Annotated in this window: 26 protein-coding genes and 1 pseudogene; 6 read left to right on the top strand and 21 right to left on the bottom strand. The window is 70.9% G+C overall.

The genetic code is table 11. The annotated features are described in order from the left end of the window. Nucleotides 1–23: 23 nt before the first annotated feature. Together AC0VXQ_RS00095 and AC0VXQ_RS00100 are read right to left on the bottom strand one after the other, a co-directional pair. Nucleotides 24–620, bottom strand: coding sequence for a TetR/AcrR family transcriptional regulator (locus AC0VXQ_RS00095; RefSeq protein WP_475528680.1), 597 nt, complete (start codon nucleotides 618–620; stop codon nucleotides 24–26). Nucleotides 621–772: 152 nt separating this feature from the next. Then, the gene (locus AC0VXQ_RS00100) at nucleotides 773–1,309 is read right to left on the bottom strand and encodes a type 1 glutamine amidotransferase domain-containing protein (protein WP_058731396.1); all 537 of its coding nucleotides are present in this window, start codon (nucleotides 1,307–1,309) and stop codon (nucleotides 773–775) included. Between the two features lie 313 nt (nucleotides 1,310–1,622). On the opposite strand from AC0VXQ_RS00100, the gene AC0VXQ_RS00105 reads away from it, so the two are divergent. Continuing rightward, nucleotides 1,623–2,645 (top strand): serine hydrolase, encoded by a 1,023-nt coding sequence (locus AC0VXQ_RS00105; protein ID WP_058731397.1) that lies wholly within the window; start codon nucleotides 1,623–1,625, stop codon nucleotides 2,643–2,645. A 452-nt stretch (nucleotides 2,646–3,097) separates the two neighbouring features. Here AC0VXQ_RS00105 and AC0VXQ_RS00110 read toward each other — a convergent pair whose 3' ends face one another. From AC0VXQ_RS00110 to AC0VXQ_RS00170, 13 genes are all read right to left on the bottom strand, one after another. Continuing rightward, a complete protein-coding gene (locus AC0VXQ_RS00110) occupies nucleotides 3,098–3,760 on the bottom strand; it encodes a LuxR C-terminal-related transcriptional regulator (protein WP_081046298.1) in 663 nt (220 codons plus the stop codon). A 57-nt stretch (nucleotides 3,761–3,817) separates the two neighbouring features. After that, nucleotides 3,818–5,242 carry a sensor histidine kinase gene (locus AC0VXQ_RS00115; RefSeq protein WP_100463484.1) on the bottom strand — a complete coding sequence of 475 codons (1,425 nt, stop codon included), beginning with the start codon at nucleotides 5,240–5,242 and terminating at the stop codon, nucleotides 3,818–3,820. Nucleotides 5,243–5,291: 49 nt separating this feature from the next. Continuing rightward, complete coding sequence (locus AC0VXQ_RS00120) at nucleotides 5,292–5,846, bottom strand: CPBP family intramembrane glutamic endopeptidase (RefSeq protein ID WP_129358039.1); 555 nt, start codon at nucleotides 5,844–5,846, stop codon at nucleotides 5,292–5,294. A gap of 15 nt (nucleotides 5,847–5,861) precedes the next feature. Further along, complete coding sequence (locus tag AC0VXQ_RS00125) at nucleotides 5,862–6,140, bottom strand: PLD nuclease N-terminal domain-containing protein (RefSeq protein WP_129358040.1); 279 nt, start codon at nucleotides 6,138–6,140, stop codon at nucleotides 5,862–5,864. 69 nt (nucleotides 6,141–6,209) lie between these two features. After that, a complete protein-coding gene (locus AC0VXQ_RS00130) occupies nucleotides 6,210–7,094 on the bottom strand; it encodes a CE1759 family FMN reductase (RefSeq protein ID WP_129358041.1) in 885 nt (294 codons plus the stop codon). Nucleotides 7,095–7,132: 38 nt separating this feature from the next. After that, complete coding sequence (locus tag AC0VXQ_RS00135; RefSeq protein ID WP_129358042.1) at nucleotides 7,133–8,344, bottom strand: LLM class flavin-dependent oxidoreductase; 1,212 nt, start codon at nucleotides 8,342–8,344, stop codon at nucleotides 7,133–7,135. A 202-nt stretch (nucleotides 8,345–8,546) separates the two neighbouring features. Next, nucleotides 8,547–9,380 (bottom strand): glutamine amidotransferase, encoded by an 834-nt coding sequence (locus AC0VXQ_RS00140; protein ID WP_058731401.1) that lies wholly within the window; start codon nucleotides 9,378–9,380, stop codon nucleotides 8,547–8,549. Between the two features lie 9 nt (nucleotides 9,381–9,389). Then, nucleotides 9,390–9,851, bottom strand: coding sequence for a thiol-disulfide oxidoreductase DCC family protein (locus AC0VXQ_RS00145; RefSeq protein WP_058743537.1), 462 nt, complete (start codon nucleotides 9,849–9,851; stop codon nucleotides 9,390–9,392). A 54-nt stretch (nucleotides 9,852–9,905) separates the two neighbouring features. Continuing rightward, complete coding sequence (locus AC0VXQ_RS00150; RefSeq protein WP_064725045.1) at nucleotides 9,906–10,349, bottom strand: EamA family transporter; 444 nt, start codon at nucleotides 10,347–10,349, stop codon at nucleotides 9,906–9,908. Then, on the bottom strand, nucleotides 10,301–10,954 hold the full coding sequence (locus AC0VXQ_RS00155; protein ID WP_242650413.1) for an EamA family transporter: 654 nt from the start codon (nucleotides 10,952–10,954) through the stop codon (nucleotides 10,301–10,303). The genes AC0VXQ_RS00150 and AC0VXQ_RS00155 overlap by 49 nt, the downstream gene beginning before the upstream one ends. 108 nt (nucleotides 10,955–11,062) lie before the next feature. Further along, nucleotides 11,063–12,379: a glutaminase gene (locus tag AC0VXQ_RS00160; RefSeq protein WP_081101456.1), complete on the bottom strand. Its 1,317-nt coding sequence runs from the start codon at nucleotides 12,377–12,379 to the stop codon at nucleotides 11,063–11,065. Between the two features lie 149 nt (nucleotides 12,380–12,528). Further along, on the bottom strand, nucleotides 12,529–13,722 hold the full coding sequence (locus AC0VXQ_RS00165; protein WP_058731499.1) for a zinc-dependent alcohol dehydrogenase: 1,194 nt from the start codon (nucleotides 13,720–13,722) through the stop codon (nucleotides 12,529–12,531). Between the two features lie 140 nt (nucleotides 13,723–13,862). Further along, a complete protein-coding gene (locus AC0VXQ_RS00170; RefSeq protein WP_058731500.1) occupies nucleotides 13,863–15,116 on the bottom strand; it encodes a MalY/PatB family protein in 1,254 nt (417 codons plus the stop codon). 200 nt (nucleotides 15,117–15,316) lie between these two features. Between AC0VXQ_RS00170 and AC0VXQ_RS00175 the strand changes: the two genes are divergently transcribed. After that, nucleotides 15,317–16,408, top strand: a complete 1,092-nt coding sequence (locus AC0VXQ_RS00175; RefSeq protein WP_058731501.1) for an alkene reductase — start codon at nucleotides 15,317–15,319, stop codon at nucleotides 16,406–16,408. A gap of 104 nt (nucleotides 16,409–16,512) precedes the next feature. Here AC0VXQ_RS00175 and AC0VXQ_RS00180 read toward each other — a convergent pair whose 3' ends face one another. From AC0VXQ_RS00180 to AC0VXQ_RS00200, 5 genes and pseudogenes are all read right to left on the bottom strand, one after another. Beyond that, nucleotides 16,513–17,313, bottom strand: coding sequence for an SDR family NAD(P)-dependent oxidoreductase (locus AC0VXQ_RS00180; protein ID WP_058731502.1), 801 nt, complete (start codon nucleotides 17,311–17,313; stop codon nucleotides 16,513–16,515). Between the two features lie 123 nt (nucleotides 17,314–17,436). Further along, on the bottom strand, nucleotides 17,437–17,931 hold the full coding sequence (locus tag AC0VXQ_RS00185) for a BsuBI/PstI family type II restriction endonuclease (protein ID WP_475529419.1): 495 nt from the start codon (nucleotides 17,929–17,931) through the stop codon (nucleotides 17,437–17,439). A 45-nt stretch (nucleotides 17,932–17,976) separates the two neighbouring features. Then, nucleotides 17,977–18,393 (bottom strand): annotated as a pseudogene (locus AC0VXQ_RS00190) (hypothetical protein); the annotation flags it as partial. Beyond that, nucleotides 18,393–19,874 carry an Eco57I restriction-modification methylase domain-containing protein gene (locus AC0VXQ_RS00195; RefSeq protein WP_475528688.1) on the bottom strand — a complete coding sequence of 494 codons (1,482 nt, stop codon included), beginning with the start codon at nucleotides 19,872–19,874 and terminating at the stop codon, nucleotides 18,393–18,395. The gene AC0VXQ_RS00195 and the pseudogene AC0VXQ_RS00190, both read right to left, overlap by 1 nt. Nucleotides 19,875–19,992: 118 nt before the next feature. Continuing rightward, on the bottom strand, nucleotides 19,993–21,576 hold the full coding sequence (locus AC0VXQ_RS00200; protein ID WP_414602867.1) for an MFS transporter: 1,584 nt from the start codon (nucleotides 21,574–21,576) through the stop codon (nucleotides 19,993–19,995). Nucleotides 21,577–21,746: 170 nt separating this feature from the next. Between AC0VXQ_RS00200 and AC0VXQ_RS00205 the strand changes: the two genes are divergently transcribed. From AC0VXQ_RS00205 to AC0VXQ_RS00215, 3 genes are all read left to right on the top strand, one after another. Beyond that, nucleotides 21,747–22,268, top strand: coding sequence for a TetR/AcrR family transcriptional regulator (locus AC0VXQ_RS00205; RefSeq protein WP_058730408.1), 522 nt, complete (start codon nucleotides 21,747–21,749; stop codon nucleotides 22,266–22,268). 149 nt (nucleotides 22,269–22,417) lie between these two features. Next, nucleotides 22,418–23,014 (top strand): DUF421 domain-containing protein, encoded by a 597-nt coding sequence (locus AC0VXQ_RS00210; RefSeq protein WP_061225127.1) that lies wholly within the window; start codon nucleotides 22,418–22,420, stop codon nucleotides 23,012–23,014. A gap of 90 nt (nucleotides 23,015–23,104) precedes the next feature. Next, a complete protein-coding gene (locus tag AC0VXQ_RS00215; protein WP_058730410.1) occupies nucleotides 23,105–23,527 on the top strand; it encodes an organic hydroperoxide resistance protein in 423 nt (140 codons plus the stop codon). A gap of 27 nt (nucleotides 23,528–23,554) precedes the next feature. Here AC0VXQ_RS00215 and AC0VXQ_RS00220 read toward each other — a convergent pair whose 3' ends face one another. Next, nucleotides 23,555–24,655, bottom strand: coding sequence for a hypothetical protein (locus AC0VXQ_RS00220; RefSeq protein WP_061225126.1), 1,101 nt, complete (start codon nucleotides 24,653–24,655; stop codon nucleotides 23,555–23,557). Nucleotides 24,656–24,718: 63 nt separating this feature from the next. On the opposite strand from AC0VXQ_RS00220, the gene AC0VXQ_RS00225 reads away from it, so the two are divergent. Then, the gene (locus AC0VXQ_RS00225; protein WP_058730412.1) at nucleotides 24,719–25,525 is read left to right on the top strand and encodes a rhomboid-like protein; all 807 of its coding nucleotides are present in this window, start codon (nucleotides 24,719–24,721) and stop codon (nucleotides 25,523–25,525) included. Nucleotides 25,526–25,544 lie beyond the last annotated feature (19 nt).

The following is a 25,544-nucleotide window of genomic DNA, read 5'->3' on the forward strand; positions in this document are numbered from 1 at the left end:
GGACGCCGCGGTCCCCGACGATTCTAGGTGCTCGGCGGCATGGGGCTGCCGGGTGGGTGCGGCAGCAGCCCGCGCACGACGGCGCGCACCCCGAATTCCTCGGCCGCCCGGTCCTCCCGGGCCGCGGGGGAGGACTCATCGGGGCCGGCGTCGAGCATCAGGGCGCGATCCTGGGCCTGCTGGGCCAGCCCCAGCACGCTCGCCAGCAGCAGGTGCGCACCCCACTGCGCGCGGCGCGGGGTCAGGCCCGCGGCCAGCAGGAGACGGCGGACGCGCTCGCGCTGGGGTACGGAGTCGGGATGCAGGGCCAGGGCCACGGAGACCACCTCGGGGGCGTCGGTGACCTCGGTCAGGGCCGCGAGCACGCTCAGGGCGGTGTCGGTGAGCTCCTCGGCGATCTCCCGGAGGTCCTGCGGGATCTCCTCGGGCCGGGTCGTGTCGGCCAGCAGCCGGGTGGCCAGCAGGCTCAGCAGCTCCTGCTTGCTGCGCACGTGGTAGTAGAGGGCCCCGGGGGCCACGCCCAGCTCGGTCGCGAGCCGACGCATGGACAGGTCCCCCAGGCCGTAGGAGCGCAGCAGATCTCGGGCGGTCTCGAGGATGCGCTCACGGGTCAGGGCCACCCGTGCAGTCTATCCGGGCCGCCGGGGCGACTCGGCCGATCCCGCGAGGATGGCTCGGTCGGCCCTGCGGGGATGGCGGCCGGGACGCGAGTCGGGCAGGGCCGACCTCGGTCAGCCCTGCCCTCGCTCAGTCCCGTCGGATCAGCCTCGGATCAGGAGAGGGCGTCGATGATCGCGGCGGAGAAGGCCTCGAGGTCGCCGGGGTTGCGGCTGGTGATGAGGTTGCCGTCCACGACCACCTGGGAGTCCTCCCACTGCGCCCCGGCGTTCTTCAGATCCGCGGCGATGGACTCGAAGGAGGTCAGCCGGTGGCCGCGGGCGACGTCGGCCTGGGCCAGCAGCCACGGGGCGTGGCAGATCGCGGCCACGGGCTTATCCGCATCCAGGAAGGCGGTGAGGAAGTCCGTGGCGCCGTCCTGGATGCGCAGGGTATCCGCGTTGATGGTGCCGCCGGGCAGCACGAGGGCGTCGTAGTCCTCGGCCTTCGCCTCGGCCAGCGGCTGGTCCACGGGGAAGGTGTCCGCGTGGTCCCAGTCCCCCTTCATCGCGGTGAGGGTGCCTTCGGCGGGGGAGACGATGACGGTCTGCGCCCCCGCCTCATCCAGGGCCTTGCGGGGCTCGGTCAGCTCCACCTGCTCGACGCCGTCGGTGAGCAGGAAGGCGATCTTCTTTCCGGTGAGGTCAGCCATGACGTCCTCTCGTGGTCGGTGAGGTGCGGCGCTCGCCGGCTCCCGGACTCGCTGGGCCCGCGGGCGGGGCGGCGCCGCCTGTTCCGCTTCCAAACTAGGCCCTGACCAGGGGCTCGGGGAACGGGCGTCCGCTCTGCGCTGAGGACGCCGCCCTCCGGCGTCGAGACCGTACAAAGGTGCCGAAGCCGTACCCGACGGGTGCGGTCTCGGCACCTATGTACGGTTTCGGCGAGACAGTGCGGTCTCGGCGTCGAGGGGATTCCGGCGCCCCGGGGCATGGACCCACCCCGACCGACTTCCCTAGGCTGAGCGGATGGAGTACACCTCAGACCCGAACCGAGGGAAGAGAACCCGCTCCGCGACGTCCCCGGCGGCGGGCACCCGGCCGATCACGCGGCGTCGGGCCCTGGGAATGGGCTCGGCCGCCGTGCTCGGTCTCGCCCTGAGCGCCTGCGGGGCGTCCACGGCAGAGCGGCAGGCCGCCGAGAGCACCGTGTCCGATGCCGCCCAGGCCCCGCGGGATGAGGCCTCGGACGCCGTGACCGCCGTGCTGGACGAGGTCAGCGGGAAGTACGACGGCGCGCGGCTGAGCCTCGCCGCCTACGACGTCGCCGCCGGCCGCACCTACGCCTACCACCCGGATACGTGGAGCTACGAGGCCAGCGTCGTGAAGATCCCCATCGCCCTGTCCGTGCTGCGCCAAGCCAAGGAGGCGGGTGGCCGGCTGGGGGAGCACCAGAAGGACCTGATGACCCAGTCCGTCGTCTACTCAGACAACGCCGCGACCCAGCAGCTGTTCCTCGGGCTCGGTGACACCCAGCGCAGCATCACCGGGGACCTGCCCGGCTCCGCCGCAGACACCTCCGGCATCGTCGACTACCGGGACCCGCAGGCCGCGGAGGTTCTGAACACCACCTACGAGAAGCTGGGCGTGCGGCGCACCCGCTCGCAGGGCTCCTGGGGAGATGACCGCACGTGGGCGCAGGACCAGGTGCAGATCATGCGCGGCATCGCCGAGGGCGTGGACTGGGTGGAGGCCGATGACCTGGACTACCTGCGCTCGCTGATGACCCCGGATAACTCCTCCCAGAACTGGGGCGGGGGCGTGATGTCCGGGAAGGAGGTGGCTGGGCGGAAGGTCACGGACGTCTCGGTGAAGAACGGATGGCTGCCGGAGGACACCGGGGCCTGGCACATCACCTCCTCCGCCGTGGTGACCGTGGGGGAGGACGCCTACGCCGTCGCGGTCGTCTCCCAGGGGTTCGCGGACCAGCAGACGGGTCAGCAGGCGGCCTCCGACGCCGTGCAGGCCTACTTCAGCGCCAAGGCCGCCTGACGCACCAGGACAGGATCAGGACACACAGAGCCCCAGGGCAAGGATGAACGAGGAGTGGGAGATGCTGAACAGAATCAGGGAGATTATTCACTCCTGGAGGGTCAGGAAAATCGATGACGATGAGCTGATCATGGCTCCCGTATGGGATGAGTACCCGTTCACCGGTATCTCCTGGGTTGAGGAGCGCGAGGATGCTGAGTGGTTCATCGCCCTTCCTGATGACCTGAAGAGGGATCTGCGCACCTGGGCGAGTCTGTGGTTCGAACTGCACGGGATGATGAATTCAACAGCTCTGATGGTGAGCTGGCGATGGCGCTCTGGTTCCGGGGGCTCGCCGAGAGGGTCAGCAAGGAGATTCATCCCCCGATCCATCTCACCGTCGCCTACAACTGGACCGACATCGACTTCTCCCGGTACCCGTAGGCGGCATCACCCCGACGCCGCCACGCGCCTCAGCGCTGCAGGAAGGCGAGGACCGCGCGCACGCGGCGGTTGCCGGTATCCGGGTCCAGCCCCAGCTTGTCGAAGATGTTGCCGATGTGCTTGGCCACCGTCGCCGAGGAGACGAACAGCTGCGCCTCGATCTCCTGGTTGGACTTCCCCTCCGCCATCAGCTGCAGGATCTCCCGCTCCCGCGGGGTCAGCCGCTCCAGAGCACCCGAACGCTGATCCTGCCGTGCCGAACCCATCAGGTGCTGGACCACGTCCGGGTCGATCACACTCCCGCCGCCGGCCACCGTCTCCAGGGCACGAGAGAAATCCTCGATCCGCCCCACCCGGTCCTTCAGCAGATACCCCAACCCGGCGGAGTCCGCGGAGAACAGCTCCCGGGCGTAGGCCGCCGCGATGTACTGGGACAGCACCAGCACCGGCAGCCCCGGGTAGCGCTGACGCAGCTGCTGGGCGGCCTGCAGCCCGTCCGAGGCGTTGCCCGGGGGCATCCGCACGTCCGTGATCACCACGTCCAGGCCCTCCCGGCCCTGCTCCTCGGCCACCGCCGCCAGCAGCCCCGGGGCGTCGCCCACCTGCCGGATCACCTCGTGGCCCATGCGGGTCAGCACCATCACCAGGCCCTCGCGCAGCAGGGTCGAGTCTTCGGCGAGGACGATGCGCACGGTACGGGGCCTTTCCCACGGGGACGACGGCGAGCGCGGGCCGACCGCCGGAACCGGTCAGATCCGGGTGACCCGCGGGGCGCCCCACGGCAGGCTGTGCCCGGGACGCTCCGCATCCAAGGGTAGCCACAGCCGCAGCACCGTGGGCCCGCCCACCGGGGAGTCCACGGTGACCGAACCGCCGAGGGCCTGGGCGCGCTCGTCCAGTCCGCTGATCCCGGATCCGCGGGCGGCGTCCGCCCCGCCCTGCCCGTCGTCGTGCACCTGCACCGTCAGCGCCCCCTGCGCGGTGTGCGCGGTGATGCGCAGCCGGGTGGCCGCGGAGTGCTTCAGCGCGTTGGTCATGGCCTCGCTGACCGCGTAGTAGGCGGTGCGCTCGACGTCGGGCGGCAGCTTCGCGCACGCCGCCCACGTCAGCTCCGTGGGCAGCAGCGCGTTGTTGGCCAGCTCCTCCAGGGCCGCCCGCAGCCCGTGATCCTCCAGGACGGCCGGGTAGATCCCGCGGACCGTGTTGCGCAGGGTCTGCAGGGCGTGGGTGGTCTGCTCCTGCGCCTGGGCCAGCTGCCGCTGCGCCGGCCCGGTCCGGGCGCCCTCGGCGCTCAGGGTCCCCAGCTCCATCTGCACCATGCCCAGGCGCAGGCTGAGGTTGACCAGCTCCTGCTGCACGCCGTCGTGCAGGTCCCGTTCGATCCGGCGCCGCTCCGCCTCGAAGGACTCCATGATGGCGGCGCGGGAGAAGGTCAGCCGGTCCACCTGCCGCTGGATCTCCTCCGGGCGCGGGGCCAGCAGCGCCTTGGTCAGGGAGGCCCACGCGGCGGCCACCAGACCGTTGAGGTACCCGAAGATCAGCAGCGCCACCAGCCCGGCGGCGGCGAAGCGCCACCAGTCCTCCGGGGTGTAGGAGGCGGAGCTGCCCGTCAGCTCCCCGTCCACGATGCGCAGCCGCCACGGGGCGCCGGTCATGTCCTCCAGGGGCGCCCGGTAGATCCCCAGGTACCCGGCGCAGAAGGCGCACACCCCCAGCACGAAGGCCTCCGCGCCCAGCAGGAGGGTGAACAGCACGGCGGCGACGGCGTCGATGACGCTGGCCAGCACCTCCCGCCACGTGGCCGGCTCCCGGTACCGCACGGAGAACCACCGCTTCACGGGCCGCACCGGCAGGGGCACGTGCGCGTTGGACACCCCGCGGAAGCCGAGCATGCGCAGCAGCCACCGCTGCACGTGCCCGTACCAGACGGCGCCGGCCGGGGCGAGGGCCAGCAGCAGCAGGGGACTGACCAGGATGAGCAGGCCGAAGATGGCGGTGACCACCGGGGGCACCGCCGTCTCCCCGCCCAGCACCAGGATGGGCACGAACACCACGATCCCGGTGCACAGGAGCAGCGTTGCCGGTGGGGTGATCAGCGCGAGCAGCGCCGCCCACGGGGCGGCGGAGAAGAGGTACGCGGGCCGGGCCAGGCACCGCCACAGGCTGGTTCTCATCGCGGTCCATTCTCCCCGCGGTGCAGGGGATCGGTGGTCGGCATCGGGATCACGGGGCGAGCAGGACGACGAGCGTGGCCCCGGCGAGCGGGGCGGTCAGGGCCGCGTGCAGGATCCACGGGGCCCACAGGCTGGCGTGCCAGCGGTAGGACAGCGCACAGGCGAGTCCGCCCACCGCGGCCGGGAGCATCAGCACCGGCACCGGATGCAGCAGAGCCGTGGCCGCAGCACTCAGGGCGACAGCCCCCGGCGCCCCCGTGCGCGGGAGCAGCCAGTCCAGGAGGCCGCGGCGCAGCAGCAGCTCCTGCAGCAGCGGAACCGCCACCACCGTCAGCACCACCCCGAGGACGAACACCCCGCAGGGCATCTCCCGGTACGCCGGGCCCGCGGGATCCCGGGCGGGCACGCCTTCCGTCAGCAGCACCGACGCGGAGACGGCCAGCACGAGACCCTGCGCCAGCAGGGCCAGCGGGACCTCCCACCACAGGTGGTGCAGCGAGCGCTGCGGGGCCACCAGACCCAGCCGCGCCGCGAGACCGCCCGTGGTGCGCCCGCCGGCCGCGGCGTCGTCGTGGGGGAGGGTACCCAGGACGTGCTCGGTCATGGCGGGTCCCCCTCGTCAGCGCACCGGGGCGGGGGAGCGCTCGAGGCCCGTGGTGCGCCCGGCGATGAACCAGGCCAGCGGCCCCAGCACCGGGAAGGCGAAGACCGCGAGGATCCACAGGGCCTTGCCGCCCGCCGCGTAGCGCGGGGAGGCGACGATGGAGACCAGGGTCGCGAACAGCAGGGCCAGCAGACCCAGGGAGACCGCCGCGATCACTCCCAGGGTCCCCCAGGTCAGGGCGGACTCCTGGAGGGTCACGGCGGCCAGGGTGGCGGAGAAGATGTCGGTGATCATGGCATCCAGTCTTCTCGCGCCGCCCCGGCCGCACAGTGGGGGAGGGTGTGAACCGGGGTAGAGCTGGGTCTACTTCCCGGCCCGGGCCCCGCCCGACGAGGACGACGGCGCCTGGTCCCCCAGCAGCTGATCGAACGGGGTCAGCTTCAGCGCGGAGAGTCCCGAGGCCGGGCGGAAGCCCTCACCCTGGCCCGCGTTCAGCTCCGAGTCCACCGCCCGGGCCGCCCGCGCGTCCGGGATCGGGCCGTCCGCCGCCGAACTCGCAGATCCTGCGCCGTCGGGCCGGTGCGCGCCGCCCTCGTGCGCGGTTCCCTCGTGCTCGGCGGGCACGGCGTCCTCATCCGGGACCGACGCCGGGATCGGCACGTCCTCGGCATCGTCCCGGCTGCCCAGCGCGGTCCCGGCGCGCCAGGCCACCCGCTGGGCCAGCTCCGCCCCGGCCCGATCGATGCGCTGCTGCAGGGCGGCGTCGGCACCGAAGTCCTCCGTGGCCGCGAAGACACCGGTGGGCACCAGGTCCGCGCGCAGATAGGAGAACAGGGGGCGCAGGGCCGTGTCGATCATCAGCGAATGCCGGGCCGAGCCGCCGGTGGCCGCCAGCAGCACCGGGGTCCCGGCGATGTCCCCGTCCTCGGTGAGGTCCCAGAAGGACTTGAACAGCCCCGTGTACCCCGCCTTGAAGGTCGGCGTCACCGCGATCACCGCGTCCGCCGCGCGCACCGCGTCCAGCGCCTGAGCCAGCTTCCCCGAGGGGAAGCCCATGGTCAGGTGATCCGCGATCCCGTGGGCCAGGCCCCGCAGGCCGATCTGCTCGATGCGCACCGCCAGCCCGGAGGCCTCCAGGGCGGCCCGGGAGGCCTCGGCCAGCCGCTCGCCCAGCAGGCTCGTGGAGGAGGGCTCCCCCATCCCGGCGGAGACCACCACCAGGCGGATCCTCTCCGATGCTCTCGTCATCACCGTCAACTCCTCGCTGCCGTCTGCTCGTGCGGACTCTACCGCTGCGTCGTGTCCTGCCGGGCGCCGGCGGCGTCGACGTCGCCCCCGGCCTGCTCGGCCTGCCGCTCCTGCTGGGCGGCGCGCTCCCGGCCCGCCGGGGAATCCGGGCGACCCCCGGGCACCGGGTCCATGCCGTCCTCGTGGCGGCGCACCAGCCACTCGTGGGTCGGGGCCTCGGGGACGTGGGCCGGGCGCCCGGCGTCGAACTCCCTGCGCAGGGTCGGCAGGATCTCACCCAGCTGGTCCAGCTGCTCCAGCACCGTCTTCTGCGGCAGGCCCGCGTGGTCGATGAGGAACAGCTGCCGCTGGTAGTCCCCCGCGTACTCGCGGAAGCTCAGCGTCTTCTCGATGACCTCCTGCGGGGAGCCCACGGTCAGCGGGGTCTGATCCATGAAGTCCTCCATGGAGGGCCCGTGGCCGTAGACCGGGGCGTTGTCGAAGTACGGGCGGAACTCCCGGCGGGCGTCCTGCGAGTTGGGCCGCATGAACACGTGCCCGCCCAGGCCCACGAAGGCCTGATCCGCCGCGCCGTGGCCGTAGTGCTCGTAGCGCTGCCGGTACAGCTCGATCATCTGCTGGGTGAACTCCTTGTTCCAGAAGATGTTGTTGTGCAGGAAGCCGTCGCCGTAGTACGCCGCCTGCTCCGCGATCTCCGGGGAGCGGATGGACCCGTGCCACACGAACGGCGCGACGCCGTCCAGCGGCTGCGGGGTGAGCGTGAAGGACTGCAGCGGGGTGCGGAACTTGCCCTGCCAGTTCACGGTCTGCTCGTGCCACAGCCGGTACAGCAGGTTGTAGTTCTCCACCGCCAGCGGGATGCCCTGCCGGATGTCCTTGCCGAACCACGGGTACACCGGGCCGGTGTTGCCGCGGCCCATGATCAGGTCCACCCGGCCCTCCGCCAGGTGCTGCAGGTAGCTGTAGTCCTCCGCCAGGCGCACCGGGTCATTGGTGGTGATCAGGGTGGTGGAGGTGGACAGGATGATCTTCTCGGTCTGCGCGGCGATGTTGGCCAGCAGCACCGGCGGGTTGGCCGGGGCCACGAACGGCGGGTTGTGGTGCTCGCCGGTCGCGAAGACGTCCATGCCGATCTCCTCGGCCTTCTTCGCGATCTCCACGGTGCTGCGGATGCGCTCGTGCTCGGTGGGGGTGGTGCCGGTGGTGGGGTCCTGGGTGACGTCCCCGATGGTCATGATCCCGAACTGCATGGTCTCGGCTCCTTCGCCTCGTGCTCCGCCTCCCGGCGGTGCTGCTTCGTGGTCTGACCGGTCCAACCTCGGGTGTGTGGGCTTTATTCCCGGGTAAAAAAAGTTGATGCGTCAAATGATTCGGCGGTGGTCGCAAGTGCCGACGACGGGCCCGCGGCGTCCGATGACGGGTCCGCGGCGCCCCGGGGAGGGGGAGGGCCGCTCAGGCCGAGCGGGCGTAGCGGCGGCGGAAGTTCGCCAGGATCCGCTGGGGCTGGGTCACCTCGGCCGCGCGCACGGCGTCGAAGCGCTCCTGGGCGTTCTCCGGGTCGTAGTAGCCGTGGTTCGCGTACACGCGCAGCCGGTGCAGCAGGCCCCGCTGATCCAGCTCCGGGTGGAACTGCGTGGCATACATGTTCGCCCCGATCCGGAACATCTGCACCGGGCAGGCCTCGCCCCCGGCCAGCAGCACCGCCCCCGGCGGCAGCGTGCGCACCGCCTCCTTGTGGCCCACGAAAGCCTGGAACACCGGCTCGACGTCGGCCAGCAGCGGATCCTGCCGACCCTGCGGGGTAACCGTCACCCGGATCGGCCCGGCCTCCTCGGAGAAGGTCCGATCCACCACCGCCCCCTGGTGCAGACCCAGGGTGCCCACCCCGTAGCAGGCGCCGAAGAACGGGTAGTCCCGGCGGACCACCTCATCCAGCATCCGCCGCAGCTCCGCCTCCACCCGCCGCTGCAGCGCGGACTTGGACTCCTCCGGGTCCGAGGAGTTGAACGGGCTGCCGCACAGGATCACCCCGGAATGCGCCTGCAGGATCGCCGGCCAGTCCAGGGCCGGGGGCGCCTGCTGCTCCGAGGACGCCAGCGGGCTGTCCGCCTCATCGCCCGGCTCCGGCGCGCCGGTGGCCGGGCGCGGATCCTCCGCGAAGATCCGATCCAGCTGCAGCTGCACCAGCTCACCGGGACCGAAGCCGCCCAGCTCGGCGGTGGAGCGCAGCTCGTCGGCCACCACGGCGTCATCGTCGCGGGTCTGGATCAGCAGGAAGGGCAGCATGGCCCCAGCTTAGCCAGCCGGCGGGAAGAGCGGGTTGAGCACCCGACGATGCCGGGCCACCCACCCGTACACCCGGCGGGCCGCCGGGGCGACGGGGCGGGCCAGGATCACCCGGCCGGCCAGCCGATCCGCCCGGTGCGGGGAGGCCAGCAGCGCCCGGGCGATCGCCGCGTGCCCCCAGGCCGCGCGGCCCGGCAGCTCCCACCCCGCGGGCATCGCGCGCACCGCTGCCGCCGGGCGATCCCCCGCAGAGCCATCCGCCGGAAGGGTGCCCGCCGGCGCCGGGCCCTGCGCGTACAGGGCCTCGCGGGTGAAGCGCTCGCGGGCGGCGCCATCCAGCTCCTCGCGCACCTGGGAGAAGGGCAGCACCGTCAGCCCCGCGTCCGCGGCACCCGCTCCGGCGCGTCGGTGCAGGAAGGCCGCCGCCCGGGTGCACGGGCCGCAGGCATCGTCGAAGACGAAGACTCGCATGCGGCCCAGGATAGCCGCGTCCGTCCCACCGCATGCGGTGGTCACGCCGCGAGCTCACCCCAGGGGATGCGACGGTCCCTGCGCCTGACGGGAACCGCTCGGCGCTTCCGGTGCGGCGGCCACCACCGGCAGGGCGCCGGTGCCCACCCCCACCACGACCTCCTCCGGCGGGACGAGCCCGGCCGGCTCATCCTCGGCCTGTCGCGCCACCCGGCGCCGGGTACGCCGCGCCCCCAGGGAGGCGGAGACCGTGGTGCCCATCGAGGCGAGGACCACCAGGGCGATCGCCAGCAGCCGCAGCCCCTCGATGCGCTGGGACAGCAGCAGCCAGCCGAACAGCGCCGCGAACGCCGGCTCCAGGCTCAGCAGGATGCTGAACACCTGGCCGAGCACCCGCCGCAGCGCCGCCAGCTCCAGGGAGTACGGGATCACCGAGGCCAGCAGGGCGGTCAGCAGCGCCAGGCCCAGCAGATGCGGCTCCTGCCCTGCCCGCACCACGCTGCCCGCCCCACCGGCAGCAGGAGCAGACCCGCCACCGTCATCGACGCCGCCAGTCTGCCCGTGCCCGGCACCAGCCGACCCACGTGCCCGCTGGCCAGCACGTACCCGGCCCAGAACAGCCCGGCGATCAGCGCGAAGACCGCCCCGAGGGGATCCAGACCCGCCCCGCCCAGCACGGACTGCACCCCCAGCAGGGCCATCCCGCCCAGGGCCAGACCCACCCATGCGAAGTCCAGTCCCCGCCGGGAGGTCACCGCGGAGAGCACCAGCGGCCCCAGGAACTCCAGGGCCACCGCCACCCCCAGCGGGATGCGGGCGATCGCGGCGTAGAAGAAGCCGTTCATCAGCGCCATCGTCGCCCCGAACAGCACCACGGCCCGCCACTGCCGCCGGTCCCACGCGCGCACGGCCGGGCGGGTGAGCACCAGGAGCACGACGGCGCCGAGCACCAGGCGCAGCGTCGTCACCCCCCAGGAGCCCAGCGGGGCGAACAGCTGGGTGGCCAGGGCCGCGCCGAACTGCAGGGAGATGCACGAGCCGATGACCAGCAGGACGCCGGATCCGGCCCGCGTCTGCTGGGCGGGGTGTGCGGTGGTGCTCATCGGCCCGGTCTCCTCTCCTCGGGGGCCCGACGCCGCGGGGCCGGGCACCCCGCGTGGACGCTCGGGTGAGCGTCGTCGGAACCGGGGGCGTCAGCGCGATCGGCGATGTCAGCGGGTGCTGTGCGGGTACGTCGTCTCCGGCTGGCGCAGGGTCTGGGCGGTGCGCAGGGCGGCGCGGATGCGCCCGCGCCGCTCCGGGTAGGTGCCATCGCCCAGATCCGGATCCGGCAGCACCCCGTCCGTGTCGATCAGCCCCACCCGGGCGCCATCCTGCTTCAGCCGCAGCATCCCCTCCAGGAGCATCCGCCGCCCGACGTCGTTCAGGCTCGTCACCCGCGTGAGATCGAAGATCACGGCGCCGTGCTCCGGGGGCTGCACGTACTCCAGCTGGGAGAGCACGGATTCCGCACCGGTGAACCCGATGTTCCCCTGCAGCTTGATGATCAGATCCCGGCCCACCTGGCGCACCGAGCGCACCGCGTCGTGCCCATAGGCGTGGACGTTGATCAGGTGCAGGCCCATGTCGTCGGAGAGCTTCCGGAACACCTGCACCCCGCGCACCGAATTGCCCTGCGCATCCAGGCGCGGGGAGAGCACGCCGATGCCCAGCTGCCCCGGCAGCACCCCCAGCACACCCCCGGCCACCCCGGACTTCGCCGGGATCCCGACGTCGGCGAACCACGTCCCCGAGGCGTCGTACATCCCCGCGGAGACCATCACCGCCAGCACCTGCCGGGCCACCTCCGGGGAGCAGACCCGCTCCCCGGTGCTCGGCTGCACCCCGCCGTTGGCCAGCGTGGCACCCATGATCGCCAGGTCCCGGACCGTGACCCGGATGGCGCACTGGGCCACGTACCCGGCCACCACGTTGTGCGCGTGCTCCTCGAACATCCCGTAGTTGCGCAGCATGTGCGCGAGGGCCATGTTGCGGTCCGTGGTCTCCAGCTCGGAGCGGAACACCTCCTCGTCCATCTGCAGCTCCCGCCCGGCCAGCCGGGAGAAGAACTCCACCGTGTGCGCGGCGCGCTCCTCCAGGGAGGCCTCCGGGTTCATCAGCAGACTGTGCACCGCGATCGCCCCGGCGTTGATCATGGGGTTCTTGGGGCGGTTGGTGCCCCGCTCCAGGGACAGCTCGTTGAACGCCTCCCCGGAGGGCTCCACGGAGACCTTGGACATGATCTCCTCCACCCCGCGGTCCGTCAGCGCCGCGGCGTAGGCGAAGGGCTTGGAGATGGACTGGATGGAGAACTCGTGCTCGTCGTCCCCGGCGGAGTAGGTGCGCCCGTCCACGGTGGTCAGGGCGACGCCGAACAGCCCCGGGTCCGCTTTGGCCAGCTCGGGGATGTAGTCCGCGACGGCACCTCCGTCCTTCTCGCGCACGGCATCCAGCAGCTCGGACAGGTACTCGGGCACGGGGGTTCTCATGGGAATCCAGCGTAGTGGGTGCGGCCGCGCCGTCCTCGGCGCGGGTCGTCACGCTGGGTGCAGGATGTCGCGGACCGTCCGCGACATCCTGCACCCAGCGTGCCATCGGGCCTGGACCGGAGCCGGGGCCCGACTAAGCCGGCCCGGCGTCAGCGGGTGGGGTCCAGGACCACCTTGATGCAGCCGTCCCGCTTATCCCGGAACATGTCATAGGCTTCCGGGGCATCGGAGAGGGCCAGGTGGTGGGTGGCCAGCTGCTCCACCCCCAGCACGTCCTCGTCCTGGAAGAGGATCTCGGACAGCTCCTCGGTCCACTGCCGCACGTGGCACTGACCCATCGCCAGGCGGATCCCCTTGTCGAACATCGTCATCATCGGCAGCGGATCGGCGGTGCCGCCGTACACCCCGCTGATGGACACGGTGCCGGAGCGGCGCACGCCGTCGATCGCGCTGAGCAGCGCCGCGGTGCGGTCGATCCCGGCGGTCTCCATGACCTTCTGCCCGACGCCGCCGGGCAGCTTCCCCACGGCCTTCACCACCTGCTCGGCCACCGGGTTCCCGTGGGCCTCCATGCCCACGGCATCCAGCACCGAATCCGCTCCGCGTCCGCCGGTCAGATCCCGGATCGCATCCCCGACCGAATCCACCTCGCGCAGGTCGATGGTCTGCGCGCCCCAGGCCCGGGCCAGCTCCAGCCGCTCATCCACCAGATCCACGGCGATGATCCGCTCCGCGTGGCCCTGCTGGCGTGCCGAGCGCACGGCCAGCTGACCGATCGGCCCGGCGCCGATCACCGCCAGCGTGCCGCCGTCGGGGACGTTCGCCCACGCCACGCCCTGCCACGCGGTGGGCAGGATGTCGGAGAGGTACAGGGCCCGCTCGTCGGCGAAGCCGTGGGGGACCTTCACCGGTCCGAAGTCCGCATGCGGCACCCGCACGTACTCGGCCTGCCCGCCCGGAACCTCCCCGTAGAGCTTGCTGAAGCCGAACAGCGACGCGCCGGTGCCACGTTCGGTGTTCTGGGTGGTCTCGCACTGGGCGTAGAAGCCTCGCGAGCACATCCAGCAGCGCCCGCAGGAGATGTTGAAGGGCACGACGACGCGGTCCCCGACCTGCAGGCCGGTCACCTCCGCGCCGACCTCCTCCACGACGCCCATGAACTCGTGGCCCAGGACGTCTCCGCGGCCCATGTACGGCCCGAGCACCCCGTACAGGTGCAGGTCCGAGCCGCAGATCGCCGTCGAGGTGACCCGAACGATCGCATCGGTGGGATCCCGCAGCTCGGGCATGGGGACCTCGGCGATCTCGACCGATCCGGGACCCTGCCAGGTCAGTGCGCGCATGGTGTTCTCCTCCGTGTGGTTCGGTGGCTCCAGCGGCCTGCGGCGCGGATCCGTGTCCCTCCATTATGCGACCTTCTGAGCCGACGTGTCACCAGGTCAGCGGCCGATTCGACGGGTTCGGCCGCCTCCTCGGACCGCGCTCAGGCCAGCTGGGCTGCGGCCCGACCCATCCGCTCCACGGCCTCGCGCAGCACCGGGCGGGGCATCCCGAAGTTCAGGCGCACGTGCCCGCCCAGGCCCTGCCCGCACTGGGCGCCGTCGGTCAGGCTCACCGCGGCCCGCTCCAGGAAGAACTCCTGCGGACACCCCGGGATGCCCAGCGCGGAGACATCCAGCCAGGCCAGGAAGGTCGCCTGCGGCGGGATCCACCCCACCCCCGGCAGGTGCTGGGTCAGCAGATCCCCCAGCTCATCCCGATTGCCCTCCAGGTAGTCCCGGGTCTCCCGGGCCCAGACGCGGGCCTCGCGGTAGGCCGCCGTCGTCGCCAGCATCCCCGGGTTCGACGCCGACTTGGAGACGAACTCCCCGCGCTCGGCCCAGCGGGCGGCGTCGGCCTCGTCGGAGAAGAGCAGCTGGGCGCAGCGCAGCCCCGGGATGTTGAAGGCCTTCGACGCCGCGGTGGCCGTGACCGTGTGGCCCGCGGCCGCGGCCCCCGTGGAGGCGTAGGGGACGTGGCGGGCACCGGAGTAGACCACGGGGGCGTGGATCTCATCGGAGAAGACCCACCCGTCATGGGCCTGAACGACCCGGGCGATCTGGGCCATCTCCTCCCGGGTGTGGACCTTGCCCGTCGGATTGTGCGGATTGCACAGGATCAGCACCGGACCCCGATGGCGCGGTCCCTCCCCGGCCGCGGACCGCGAGGCCGCGTCCCCGGATGCCGCGGCCGCGGCCGCGGCGAGCTCGGCGTCGGCCGCCGCGAAGGCCGTCTCCAGATCCGCCGGATCCAGCCGCCAGGGGGTGCTCACCTCGGGATCCCGGCGCATCGGCACCTCGATGATCCGGCGCCCGTGCAGCCCAGGGACCCGCAGGAACGGCATGTACGCCGGGGTCGGCAGGATCACCGGGGCCCCGGGGGCGGTGAACACGTCCAGGAAGGCCGCGAACCCCGCGATCACATCCGGCAGGGGCGCGACCTGCCGGGCGGGGACGCGCCAGCCGTGCTCCTGCGCGTACAGCTCGGCCGTGGCCTCCTGCAGCTCCCGCACCATCCACGCGGGGGCGTAGCCGAACAGGTCCCGCTCATCCAGGTCCCGCAGGGCCGCGCGGATCGGCTCGGCCACCCCGAAGTCCGTCTCCGCGATGAACGCCCCGATCACCCCCTCGCCCTGGGACCACTTGATCCCGGACTTGCCCACCAGGGACTCCACGGTGATCTGGTCGTAGGGGTGCACGCAGGCCTCCTGGTCTCTCGCTCGTCCTCGCCTCGAGGGCTCATGCTCCCCTCAGACAACTGCGCCCACCCGCGGAATGCAACCGGTGACCCCGCCCGGCACCGCGCGGCGTCATACGGGGACTTCGAGGGGTGGGAATAGCCGGGCATGCGGGGTGGTTCCACGGCACAGTCCGCATCCCCGAGGGAAGAAGCACGCCCGTGACCACCCTGTTCGATCCGCTGCAGGCCGGTGCCCTGCACCTGCGCAACCGCATCACCATGGCCGCCCTGACCCGCCAGCGCGCCGGGGAGGACGGCGTGCCCACGGACCTGCACGCGCGCTACTACGCCCAGCGCGCCTCCGCCGGCCTGGTGGTCACCGAGGGCACCTTCACCGCCTTCACCAACCGGGCCTTCCCCGGCCAGGCCGGCATCGCCGACGACGCCCAGACCACCGGCTGGGCGAAGGTCGCCGAGGCGGTGCACGCCGAGGGCGGCACCCTGGTGCTGCAGCTGATGCACGGCGGGCGCATGTCCCACCCGGATCTGCTGCGCGGCGCCCAGCCCGAGGCGCCGAGCGCCATCGCCTCCGGCACCGGCGTGCACACCTTCGCCGGCAAGGCCGAGGCCCCCGTGCCCCGCGCCCTGGGCACCGAGGAGGTCCCCCGCATCGTCGAGGAGTTCCGGGCTGCCGCCCGCCGGGCCGTGGACGCCGGGGCGGACGGCGTCGAGCTGCACGGGGCCAACGGGTACCTCCTGCACGAGTTCCTCAGCCCCTCGGCCAACCACCGCGAGGACGCCTGGGGAGGCTCCCCGGCCGCCCGGGCGCGCCTGACGGTGGAGGCGGTGCGCGGCGTCGCCGAGGAGATCGGCGGGGATCGGGTGGGTCTGCGCATCTCCCCGGAGCACAACGTGCAGGGCACCCTGGAGCGGGATCGGCAGGATGTGCTGGCCACCTACGATGCGCTGCTGGACGGCATCGCCGAGGCCCACCCGGCCTATCTCTCGGTGCTGCACCGGGAGATCGACGGGGACCTGGTGGCGCACCTGCGCGGGCGCTTCCCCGGCGCGTTCCTGCTGAACTCCGGGTTCGCAGAAGTCACCGAGCTGCCCGAGGCGCGGCGCATCGTGGCCGAGGATCTCGCCGATGCCGCGGTGGTGGGGCGGGAGCTGATCGCCAATCCGGATCTGGTGCGCCGCTGGCGGGAGGGACTGGAGCTGAACACCCCGGACCCGTCCACCTTCTACGCCCCCGGCCCGCACGGGTACACGGACTACCCCTTCGCCGGCGAGGGGGCTCAGGCCGGCTGAACCTCCGTCGCCGATGACGCGCTGGGTGCAGGATGTCTACGGACCGTCCGCGACATCCTGCACCCAGCGTGACGAGGGCGGTGCGCCGGCCGGCGCGTGCTGGGTCAGAGGGTGGCCACGGACCCGGAGTCCACGCGGTAGTTGGACCCGTTGACGAAGGACGCCAGGTCCGAGCACAGGAACGCGATCACGGGGGCCACCTCCTCCGGGGTGCCGCGGCGCTTGAGCTCCATGTGCGGGCGCTGCTCGTCCAGGAAGGATTCGATCGCCTCGTCGAAGGAGACGCCCAGCTGCTCCGAGCGCCGCCGCATCATCGCGTCCGTCATCGGCGTGCGGATGAAGGCCGGGGAGACGGCGTTGACCAGCAGCCCCTCCCGCGCATACGTGCGGGACAGGCCCTTGGCCAGCGCCAGGATCCCGGCCTTCGCCGCGCAGTAGGGCAGCTCGTCGTCGTAGGGCTGCACGGCGTCCTCCGAGGCCAGCAGCACCAGCCGGCCCCAGCCGCCCTCGCGCAGATCCGGCAGGAACTCCCGGATCAGGCGCACCGGGCCCAGCAGATCCGCCTCGAGGGTGTCGGTCCACCCGGCGTCGTCGATCTCGTGGAAGTACCCCTGGGCGCCGGTGATCCCGGCGGACTGCACCAGGATGTCGATGCTCCCGGCGGCCTCGCGCACCTGCTCGTGCAGACGGCGCAGGTCCTGCTGGCTGGCGATGTCCGCGGGGAAGGCGTGCAGGCGGCCCTCCGGGGCCTCCAGCCGCTGGGCGGCCTCGGCCAGCTTCTCCTCATCCCGATCCGAGATGACGACGACGGCCCCCTCCGCCAGCAGCCGCTGGGCGGTGTGCCAGCCGATCCCGGAGTCCCCTCCGGTGATCAGCGCGATCTTGCCCTCGATGCCCAGGTCCATGGTCTCAAAGCCTTCCGATGACGGTGGTGTACCCCACCAGTCTCCCGCGGGGATCGGGCGCTGACCAGGGATTTCGCTCTCAGGGGGGCACTCGAAGCGTTCGGAGCTGAGGACATCCAGAGATCAGGTGTAGGGGCCGAGGAAGCGCTCGCCGTTGTAGTGGATCATGTGTGTGGGATGGTCGGCGCACCAGACTTCCGATTCCCATGCAATCTTATCGACGTACTTGCGAAATTCGGCACGATCGGGAAAGCAGGAGACGTAGACCAATCCTGCGTGGGATCCGGAGAACAAAGCGGCGAGTTCTGCCTGGCGCTTTGCGTCGACTGGACCATGAGAGCTTGCCGCTTCGAGGAGTACAAGCCAGTTGCGGTCCGGGAGGTAAATGATGAGGTCAGGCATCTTGCCATGTTCATCGATCGTGACACCAAGAGAATAAAGGGTTTTCTCGTCGAAAAGCGCCCATTTATTGCCGGCGTCGCCGATGTATAATACCTGGCCACCGGGAGTGAAGCGAGGGCAGAAGTCTTCGACCATCGCCTTGAGGAGAACGTTCTGACCGCCTGGAGTCAGGGTGAAGGATGATCCATCGGGGAGAGTGAGAGGGATGAGCTCCATCGCGCGGGCGGCTGCATAGCGAGCCCTGAGTCCCGGAAGAGCGGTGAGATACCGATCGGTTGCGGAATTCCACGTGTCGGTGCCGTAAGTGCGCAGCATAGCCAGCGCCTCGGCGGTGATCTGGTAATTCCATTTGGGTGAGTTCACCGGGCGATGAGGGTTGTCTGGATTCGGCTCGATCAGGTGCACTTCCACGAACTGGTGGAGTGTGAACCGCCTGATGGTCTCGCGGGTATTCGGCGCATATTTTCTGCCGTATTCATCACGGATGAAATCCATGATCGCTTTCGTCCCGAGCATCGGGTTCGTGGCCTCTGCCTATGATTTCTCGGGAGTAAGCTGCAGGAGGGCAAGGAGGACTAGCGCGGAGCGCTCATTGCTTCGCTCCGCATCCATGCCGAGGGTCTCAAGGATCACCCGGGTATCTTCGATGCGCTCGTATGCGGCATTCCTCTGGTCCATCACGCGGCTATCAGCTCCTGTATCAGCGAGTCGATCTCGTCCTGCGATGCGGCGATCCTGTGTCCCAGGTTACGCAAGGTCTCAGCTGTAGGGAATCGCAGCGTGCGCAGATCGGTGGCGTTAACCTGGGTGTGTCCAGAGAAGGTCCGGAAGAATCTGTCGATGATGGATGAATTGAGCCAGATGGTGATGCCCTTGGCTAGCTCTTCATCCATTCCATGACCGTCGGTGTGGAACACGTTGAGATGGTTTTCAAAAGCGACGTCACCGGGGTGATCGATGGGTGACCATGCGGATGCGATGATTCTGCGGCGCTCTTCTTTCGCGCTGAATCGCTTGACGACGGCGTACCAGCCTTCCGGTAGGAGCATCGATCGATCCTTGTCGCTGGTGGCGTGGAACCACTGAGGTTTGCGGATTACGCGAGGCCAGACTACTTTGCCGTCGCGTAGATTTCCCGGATAGATCAGAGGAAAGGATCCTGGTAGTTCTACTTCGCTCAGTGCGTGCCGCGAGCGGAAGTCCACGACTCGTCCAGTCGAAACACGAACCCCAAGGTCGTTCAGCGTGCAGGGCTGGGAGAGCACAGTATCAGCAATCCGAGTGTCGTCTATATTGGTGGCAAGTCGGATGAATCGGTGGGGGTCATCTGGGAAGACGACGCTTTCATATGGCACTGACCGTGAGGAGATGTCGGTAGTGTGGTCGTGGCTCACCGAAATCTCCACGTTGCCGGGTGTTGCCCCTCGGGTCCCCGAGAAGATCACATTCTCTTGAAGCACGCCTGTATCAGAAAAGATGGTGGAACGGGAGTCGAAGACATGCACGCGGTCAAGCGCTATGGAATCGAGCAGATGGGAACGGAAGTCTCCGAAATATGCTCCGTTGAAGAAGGATCGCGGGGTGATCGCGACGAGCTGCCCGCCGATCCGCAGGGCGGCGGTCGAGAGGATGAGAAATGCCGCATACAGATTCGGTGCGTCGAAACCGGTGGATCGCATCGCGGCGCGGTGCAGACTCGACACAGCCAGCTTGCCGTAGGGGGGATTCTCGATCACGAGGTCGAACTGAGCTTCCAGATCGAGGGATGCATCCAGTCCCGTGGAATCGAGGATGAAGTCGGCTTCCAAGGCCGTTGTGGAGACTCGACCCGCCCCTGCCCTCTCGCATTCGTCGAGTGTTGCCCTCAGATGCGGAAACACGGCTGGATCGCGCTCAATGGCCACGACTTCCAAAGACAGCTCAGGCTGCTCCGTCAGCACCCGATTCACGAGGGCAGCCGTGAGTATGCCAGAGCCAGCTCCGGGATCGAGAACGCGAAGCGTGCCGTTGGATGGAAGGCTCGGAAGGGAGGAGATCAGCTCAGCCGCCTTCGCGGGGGTGAAGAACTGTCCCAGGTCAGACTGTCTACGCGCATCAAGCTCACCGAGGGCGGCAACACGCTCGACCTCGGCGATGCCCAGGAGGTCTGTCGCCAACACCCGCTCACTCTATCAGGGGCTGGCTCTGTCGCCCATAGTGGGTGTAGACACCGACCTGGAATGCCTGAGGCAGCGGTTCCACCCTCTGATATCGGTCAAGACCGCGACCCTTCGGAACTCACTCCCGGGCGGCGTCCAGCTTCTCGTCCGCACCACCCAGGGTGCGCCAGGCCATCACCGCGGCGGCGAGCATCAGCACCACCCCGATCAGGCTGGTGATCAGCACCCCCGAGTCGAAGGCGCGCCGGGCCGAGTCCAGCAGGGCCTCCCCGAGCTGTCCGGGCAGGGTCCCGGCGGTGTCCACCGCCCCGCCGAGGGTCTCCCGGGAAGCCTCCCGGGCGTCGTCGGGAATCCCGGCCGGGATCTCCAGGTGCGCCCGGTATGCGAAGTTCAGCACCGAGCCCAGCACGGCCGTGCCCAGCACGGAGCCGGTCTCGTACGCGGTCTCCGAGATCGCCGAGGCCGCCCCGGCCTTCTGCGCCGGCACCGCGGCCAGGATCATGTCATTGGCGATGGTCTCCGCGAAGCCGATGCCCGCGCCCAGCACCGCGAAGGCCGCGATCAGCCCGACGTCGGAGCCCTGCGGACCCGCCCAGGCCGCCAGCGCGAAGCCCGCCGCGTTGAGCAGCAGTCCGCCGGTGACCACCCGGGAGGGCCGCCACCGCTTCACCAGGCGCACCACCACCAGGCCCGCGACGATCGTGATCGCCAGACCCGGCAGCAGCAGGAAGCCGGCCTGCATGGGGGAGTAGCCGCTGACCAGCTGCAGGTGCTGGGAGATGTAGTACAGGAACCCCACCAGGGAGAACACGCTGAACAGGTTGGACAGGATGGCCCCGGTGAATACGGGGTTGCGGAACAGCCGCACGTCCAGCATCGGCTCGGGACGGCGCAGCTGGCGCCGGACGAAGGCGAAGCCGGCCGCGAGCGCCACCGCCGCCGGAACCAGGGCCTGCCAACCCGGACCCTCGGTGGCGAAGGTCTTGATGCCGTAGATCAGCGGCGTCATGGTGGCTAGGGCCAGCAGGATGCTCCACGGATCCACCGGGCCGGGGTGGGGATCCCGGGACTCCGGGACGAGGATCGGGCCCAGGGCCAGCAGCGGCAGCATCACCGGCACCGCGAGCAGGAACACCGAGCCCCACGTGAAGTGCTCCAGCAGGAAGCCGCCGACGATGGGTCCCAGGGCCGCCCCGCCGGAGAAGCCGGCCGCCCAGATGGCGATGGCCAGGCGACGCTCGTGGGGGTTGGGGAAGATGTTGCGGATCAGGGAGAGGGTGGCCGGCATGAGCATGGCCCCGAAGAAGCCCATCGCGGCCCGCGCGGCGACCAGCCAGCCCGCTGACGGCGCGAAGGCGGCCGCCGCGGAGAGCGCGGTGAACCCGGTGGCCCCGATCAGCAGGAGCCGACGCCGACCGATCCGGTCCCCCAGGGAGCCCATCGGCACCAGCAGCCCCGCCAGGACCAGCGGGTAGACGTCCACGATCCACAGCAGCTGGTTGCCGCTGGGGCGCAGCGCCTCGGAGATCGCGGGCAGGGCGAAGGAGAGCACGGTGTTGTCCACCGCGACCAGCAGCACCGGGAGCATGAGCACGCTCAGCGCGGCCCAGCGGCGTCGCGCGCTGGCGGGGTGCGGGGGCTGGGCGGCGGTGGGGTGCGTTCCGGTGGTCGGGGTGATGCGGGGCAGGGGCGCGGTGTACACGGGTCCTCCTCACGGTGCTGCTCGGGTCTTCCCCGCCGAGCCGTCAGGGGCGTGGCTTCTGGGCGGTCCAGAGGCCACGGGAGTGACGGTTCGCGGCAGGGGGATGCGGTCGATCGTCCGCTACTGTACCGTCTGGACGGTTCAGCGCGCCAGGGGCTAGGGTCGGGATCATGAGCTCACGGGACCGCATCCTCGACGCCTACGAATCCCTCCTCATCGAAGGGGGAGAGCGCGCGGCCACGCTGAACGCCGTCGTCGAGCGCGCAGGTCTGTCCAAGGGCGGCCTGCTCTACCACTTCAAGGACAAGGACGCCCTGGTGCAGGGGCAGCTGGATCGGCTGCGGGAGATGATCCGGGAGGACCTGCACACCATGCGCACCTGCTCCGAGGGCGCCTCCGTGCACTACGTGCGCTCCTCCGTGTACGAGGATGCGCCCCTGGACCGGGCGATGGTCGCCGCCGCGCAGCTGAGCCAGGACTCCCACCCCGCGGTGCGCGAGCTGCTGGAATCCATCCACCGGGACTGGTACGCGCTGATTCTCGAGGAGGTGGGGGATCCGGGCAGGGCCCGGGCGATCCTGCTGATCGGGGACGGGCTGTACTACGACGCCGGGCTGTCCGTGGCCGTGCAGACCACGGGGGAGGACCTCGAGCGGGTGGTGGAGGTGGTCCGGGGTCTCGTCAGGGGGTGAGGCGGGGGTCCCCGCCGCCTGGTCCCTCCCGCCGACGTCGTGCCGGGTGCAGGATGGCGCGGCCGGTCCGTGACATCCTGCACCCAGCGTGACGGGAGCAGAGCGCCGAGGCGGTGGGGGCGCACGGCGTCGTCATTAGGATGGGCGGCATGAGTCTGCCGCCGGATCTGGGTCACCTGGTGTGGAGGGAGCTGGGGATCGAACCCTGGCGGATCCCCGTGGTCATCGCCGCAGCCGTGGGCATCTACCTGTGCTTCGTGCTGCTGGTGCGGGTCTTCGGAGTGCGGCTGCTGTCCAGCTGGAACGGCCTGGACGCGCTGATCATCATCATGTTCGGGGCGGTGGCCGGGCGCGTGATCCTCGGCAACCACCCGACCCTCGGCGCCGGCATCGTCGGGCTGGGGACCCTGATCTTCCTGGAGATCCTCTTCGGCACCCTGCAGCGGGTGAGCGCCACCCGGCGGCTGCGCCACCAGCCCCTGGCCCTCATGGCCCACGGCGAATTCCTGGAGCGATCGCTGCGCCGCGCCCACCTGACGCACCGGGAGATCTGCGCGGCCCTGCGGGCGGCCGGCATCACCCGGCTGGACCAGGTGCGCGGGGTCATCCTGGAGGACACCGGGCACCTGAGCATCCTGCGCACCGGGACGGAGCCGGACCCCGCGCTGCTGGACGGCGTGCGCGGCGCGGAGCTGATCCTCGCACCCGCCGCCCGGGACCGGGACGACGACGGCGCCTCGCGCTGACAGCGGAACCGGGCCGGGCGGCGTCGTGCCCGGCCCGAGACCGGGCCTAGTGTGGAGCTCGACCACCGGAAACGTCCCGAGGAGGACCCCATGGAACCGAAGTACACCACCGAAGCGCTGTCCACCGGCGAGGCCCGCAACGGCCACGTCTCCGTCAAGGACGCCGACCTCGAGCTGGACCTGGCCACCCCGAAGTCCATGGGCGGGTCCGGGAACGGGTACAACCCCGAGCAGCTGTTCGCCGCCGGGTACGCCGCCTGCTTCCACTCCGCCCTGAAGATGGTCGCCCGCCAGGCGAAGGCGGACACCTCCGACTCCGCCGTCGGCGCCAAGGTCAGCATCGGGGACAACGGGAAGGGCGGATTCGGCCTGGCCGTGGCCCTGGAGGTCGTGCTGCCGCACCTGGAGCACGACGTCGCCCAGCAGCTGGCGGACCAGGCCCACCAGGTCTGCCCCTACTCCAACGCGACCCGCGGCAACATCGAGGTCACCGTCAGCGTCGTCGAGGACTGACCCCGGCCCGACGCCCGCGCCCGGGACTCACCCCCGGTGGGTCCCGGGCGCGGCGTCCTGCGAGCCCTCCCCGCTCTCCTCCGTCAGGCGGCGCTGGCGCTCGCGCTGCCCGTGGGTCAGGCGCCGCAGATCCGTCTGCGAGTCGAAGCTGGAGCCCAGAGCCCCGGCCACCACCCCCATGGCCGCGCTCATCCACGCGATGTCCAGGTAGTTGGTGAACCCGACCTCCCCGGTGCCGAGGGTCGCGGCCATGAACTCCGGGTCGATCACCACCAGCCCCGCCAGCAGGATCAGCACCACCAGCCCCGCGTAGAGCACCAGCACGCACAGCAGCAGCGTCAGCACGGTGGAGGCGTTGTAGAGGCCGACGACGGTGCCCAGCCGCTCCTTCGCCGGGCGATCCCACAGGCGGTTGCTCACCAGCAGCCATCCCGTCATCAGCACCACCGCCAGCACCCCGATGCTCAGCAGCCGGGCCGTGCTCAGCGCGTCGGACATCTGCCAGATGGAGCTGTAGAACACCCCGAACGCCCCCACACCGGCCGCCGCCGCCATCGCGCTGGACAGCTTCGGGGCGGTGCTCCAGGGGTCGTTGGCCGCGACCATCCCCAACACGGTGCGCGGCACCCCCGTGATCGTGTGGGCGAACAGGCTCAGGTGCCCCGTGGCAGGGTGGCGCTTCCACCGGTTCCAGTGCTGGCTTCCCCGGTCCTCCTTCGCATCCAGCAGCCGGGCCGCGCAGGCGAGGATGGTGCGCACCAGGCGGCGTCGGGGGAAGAGCACCCCCAGGGTGGGGCAGGAGACGACGGCGACGCGCTGGTCCGCGAAGGTCTCCGCGACCAGCGGGTGCCCGCCGGCGTGCCGCGGCATCTCCGTGAGCAGGATGGTCGCATCCACGGTGCGGTCATCCGGGGCCAGATCCGCGGCGACGCCGAGGTCGATGGTGTCATCCGGGCGCACCCGCACGGTTCCGGTGCGGGTCAGCAGGCGGGCCCCACCCGGCGTCGTCGTCTCCAGCCGCCGGACCAGATCATCCTGGATCCGGCGCAGCCGGCGGGTGGGCAGACCGGGGTCGGCGATGATCAGCAGCGTCGCGGGGGAGTCTGCGGTGCGGCGGGAGGAGGTCATCGGGAGAGTCTACGGGAGGACCCGCGCCGTCCCATCCTCCCGCGACGCTTAGGATGGTGGTCCATGCTCCCCATGATCGCGCGGCTGCTCGCGCTCGGTGCGGCCGTGCTCGTGCTGATCTCCCTGGCCCAGGGCTGGGCCCCCACCCGCTGGATGCGCACCTTCTGGCAGCGGCACGGCGGATACCTGCGGTGGTACGTGGCCAGTGCCCCCGGAACCTGCATCTACGTGGGGATCCTTGCGGTGACCACCTGGGTGCTGCTGGGGATGCCGGAGCATGCCAAGGAGCTGTTCCTCGCCGCGCAGTCCACCAACCTGGAGCACCTCACCCGCGACCCCCTGCGGGTCCTGGTGCGCAGCGCGTTCTTCGTCTCCGGGACGGAGCTGCTGCTGTGGGGCGCGCTGTTCCTGGTGTTCCTCGCTCCGGCGGAGCGGTGGCTGGGCACAGGGCGGGCCGTCGTCGTCTTCGCGACCGGGCACATCGTGGCCACCCTGCTCACCGCGTGGGGCGTCTACGTGCGGATCCGCTGGTTCCACGGGCCGGAGTCCCTGTGGAACGTGCAGGACACCGGCGCCAGCTACGGGTTCATGGCCCTGGCCGGGATCATGGTCTACCGGCTGCGCGGATGGAACCGGGCGGCGCTGCTGACGGTGCTGCTCGGCGTCGTGGTCTACGGGTTCCTGCCGGGCACCGGATTCACGGCCACCGGTCACTCCTTCGCGGTGATGGTGGGGCTGAGCCTGTACCCGCTGACCCGCCGCCCAGAGGTCCGCACCCGCGTGCACGACGGCGAGGACTTCGCGGACCTGTGCCGACGCTCCACCGCCGACGGCCGCACCTTCGTCCTGGAGCCCTACCCGCGCCGCTGACCCCCCCTGTGTGGGGCGC

This window comes from Rothia sp. QJM3NY_36 (assembly GCF_056173115.1).

Coding starts and splice junctions, on each gene's coding strand:
- AC0VXQ_RS00100 (WP_058731396.1), bottom strand. CDS start 1,309: ATGGCTGACCTCACCGGAAAGAAGATCGCCTTCCTGCTCACCGACGGC.
- AC0VXQ_RS00185 (WP_475529419.1), bottom strand. CDS start 17,931: ATGGAGCTCATCCCTCTCACTCTCCCCGATGGATCATCCTTCACCCTG.
- AC0VXQ_RS00120 (WP_129358039.1), bottom strand. CDS start 5,846: ATGACCGAGCACGTCCTGGGTACCCTCCCCCACGACGACGCCGCGGCC.
- AC0VXQ_RS00125 (WP_129358040.1), bottom strand. CDS start 6,140: ATGATCACCGACATCTTCTCCGCCACCCTGGCCGCCGTGACCCTCCAG.
- AC0VXQ_RS00115 (WP_100463484.1), bottom strand. CDS start 5,242: ATGAGAACCAGCCTGTGGCGGTGCCTGGCCCGGCCCGCGTACCTCTTC.
- AC0VXQ_RS00205 (WP_058730408.1), top strand. CDS start 21,747: ATGAGCTCACGGGACCGCATCCTCGACGCCTACGAATCCCTCCTCATC.
- AC0VXQ_RS00135 (WP_129358042.1), bottom strand. CDS start 8,344: ATGCAGTTCGGGATCATGACCATCGGGGACGTCACCCAGGACCCCACC.
- AC0VXQ_RS00225 (WP_058730412.1), top strand. CDS start 24,719: ATGCTCCCCATGATCGCGCGGCTGCTCGCGCTCGGTGCGGCCGTGCTC.
- AC0VXQ_RS00105 (WP_058731397.1), top strand. CDS start 1,623: ATGGAGTACACCTCAGACCCGAACCGAGGGAAGAGAACCCGCTCCGCG.
- AC0VXQ_RS00145 (WP_058743537.1), bottom strand. CDS start 9,851: ATGCGAGTCTTCGTCTTCGACGATGCCTGCGGCCCGTGCACCCGGGCG.
- AC0VXQ_RS00140 (WP_058731401.1), bottom strand. CDS start 9,380: ATGCTGCCCTTCCTGCTGATCCAGACCCGCGACGATGACGCCGTGGTG.
- AC0VXQ_RS00160 (WP_081101456.1), bottom strand. CDS start 12,379: ATGAGAACCCCCGTGCCCGAGTACCTGTCCGAGCTGCTGGATGCCGTG.
- AC0VXQ_RS00220 (WP_061225126.1), bottom strand. CDS start 24,655: ATGACCTCCTCCCGCCGCACCGCAGACTCCCCCGCGACGCTGCTGATC.
- AC0VXQ_RS00215 (WP_058730410.1), top strand. CDS start 23,105: ATGGAACCGAAGTACACCACCGAAGCGCTGTCCACCGGCGAGGCCCGC.
- AC0VXQ_RS00155 (WP_242650413.1), bottom strand. CDS start 10,954: ATGAGCACCACCGCACACCCCGCCCAGCAGACGCGGGCCGGATCCGGC.
- AC0VXQ_RS00210 (WP_061225127.1), top strand. CDS start 22,418: ATGAGTCTGCCGCCGGATCTGGGTCACCTGGTGTGGAGGGAGCTGGGG.
- AC0VXQ_RS00130 (WP_129358041.1), bottom strand. CDS start 7,094: ATGACGAGAGCATCGGAGAGGATCCGCCTGGTGGTGGTCTCCGCCGGG.
- AC0VXQ_RS00180 (WP_058731502.1), bottom strand. CDS start 17,313: ATGGACCTGGGCATCGAGGGCAAGATCGCGCTGATCACCGGAGGGGAC.
- AC0VXQ_RS00165 (WP_058731499.1), bottom strand. CDS start 13,722: ATGCGCGCACTGACCTGGCAGGGTCCCGGATCGGTCGAGATCGCCGAG.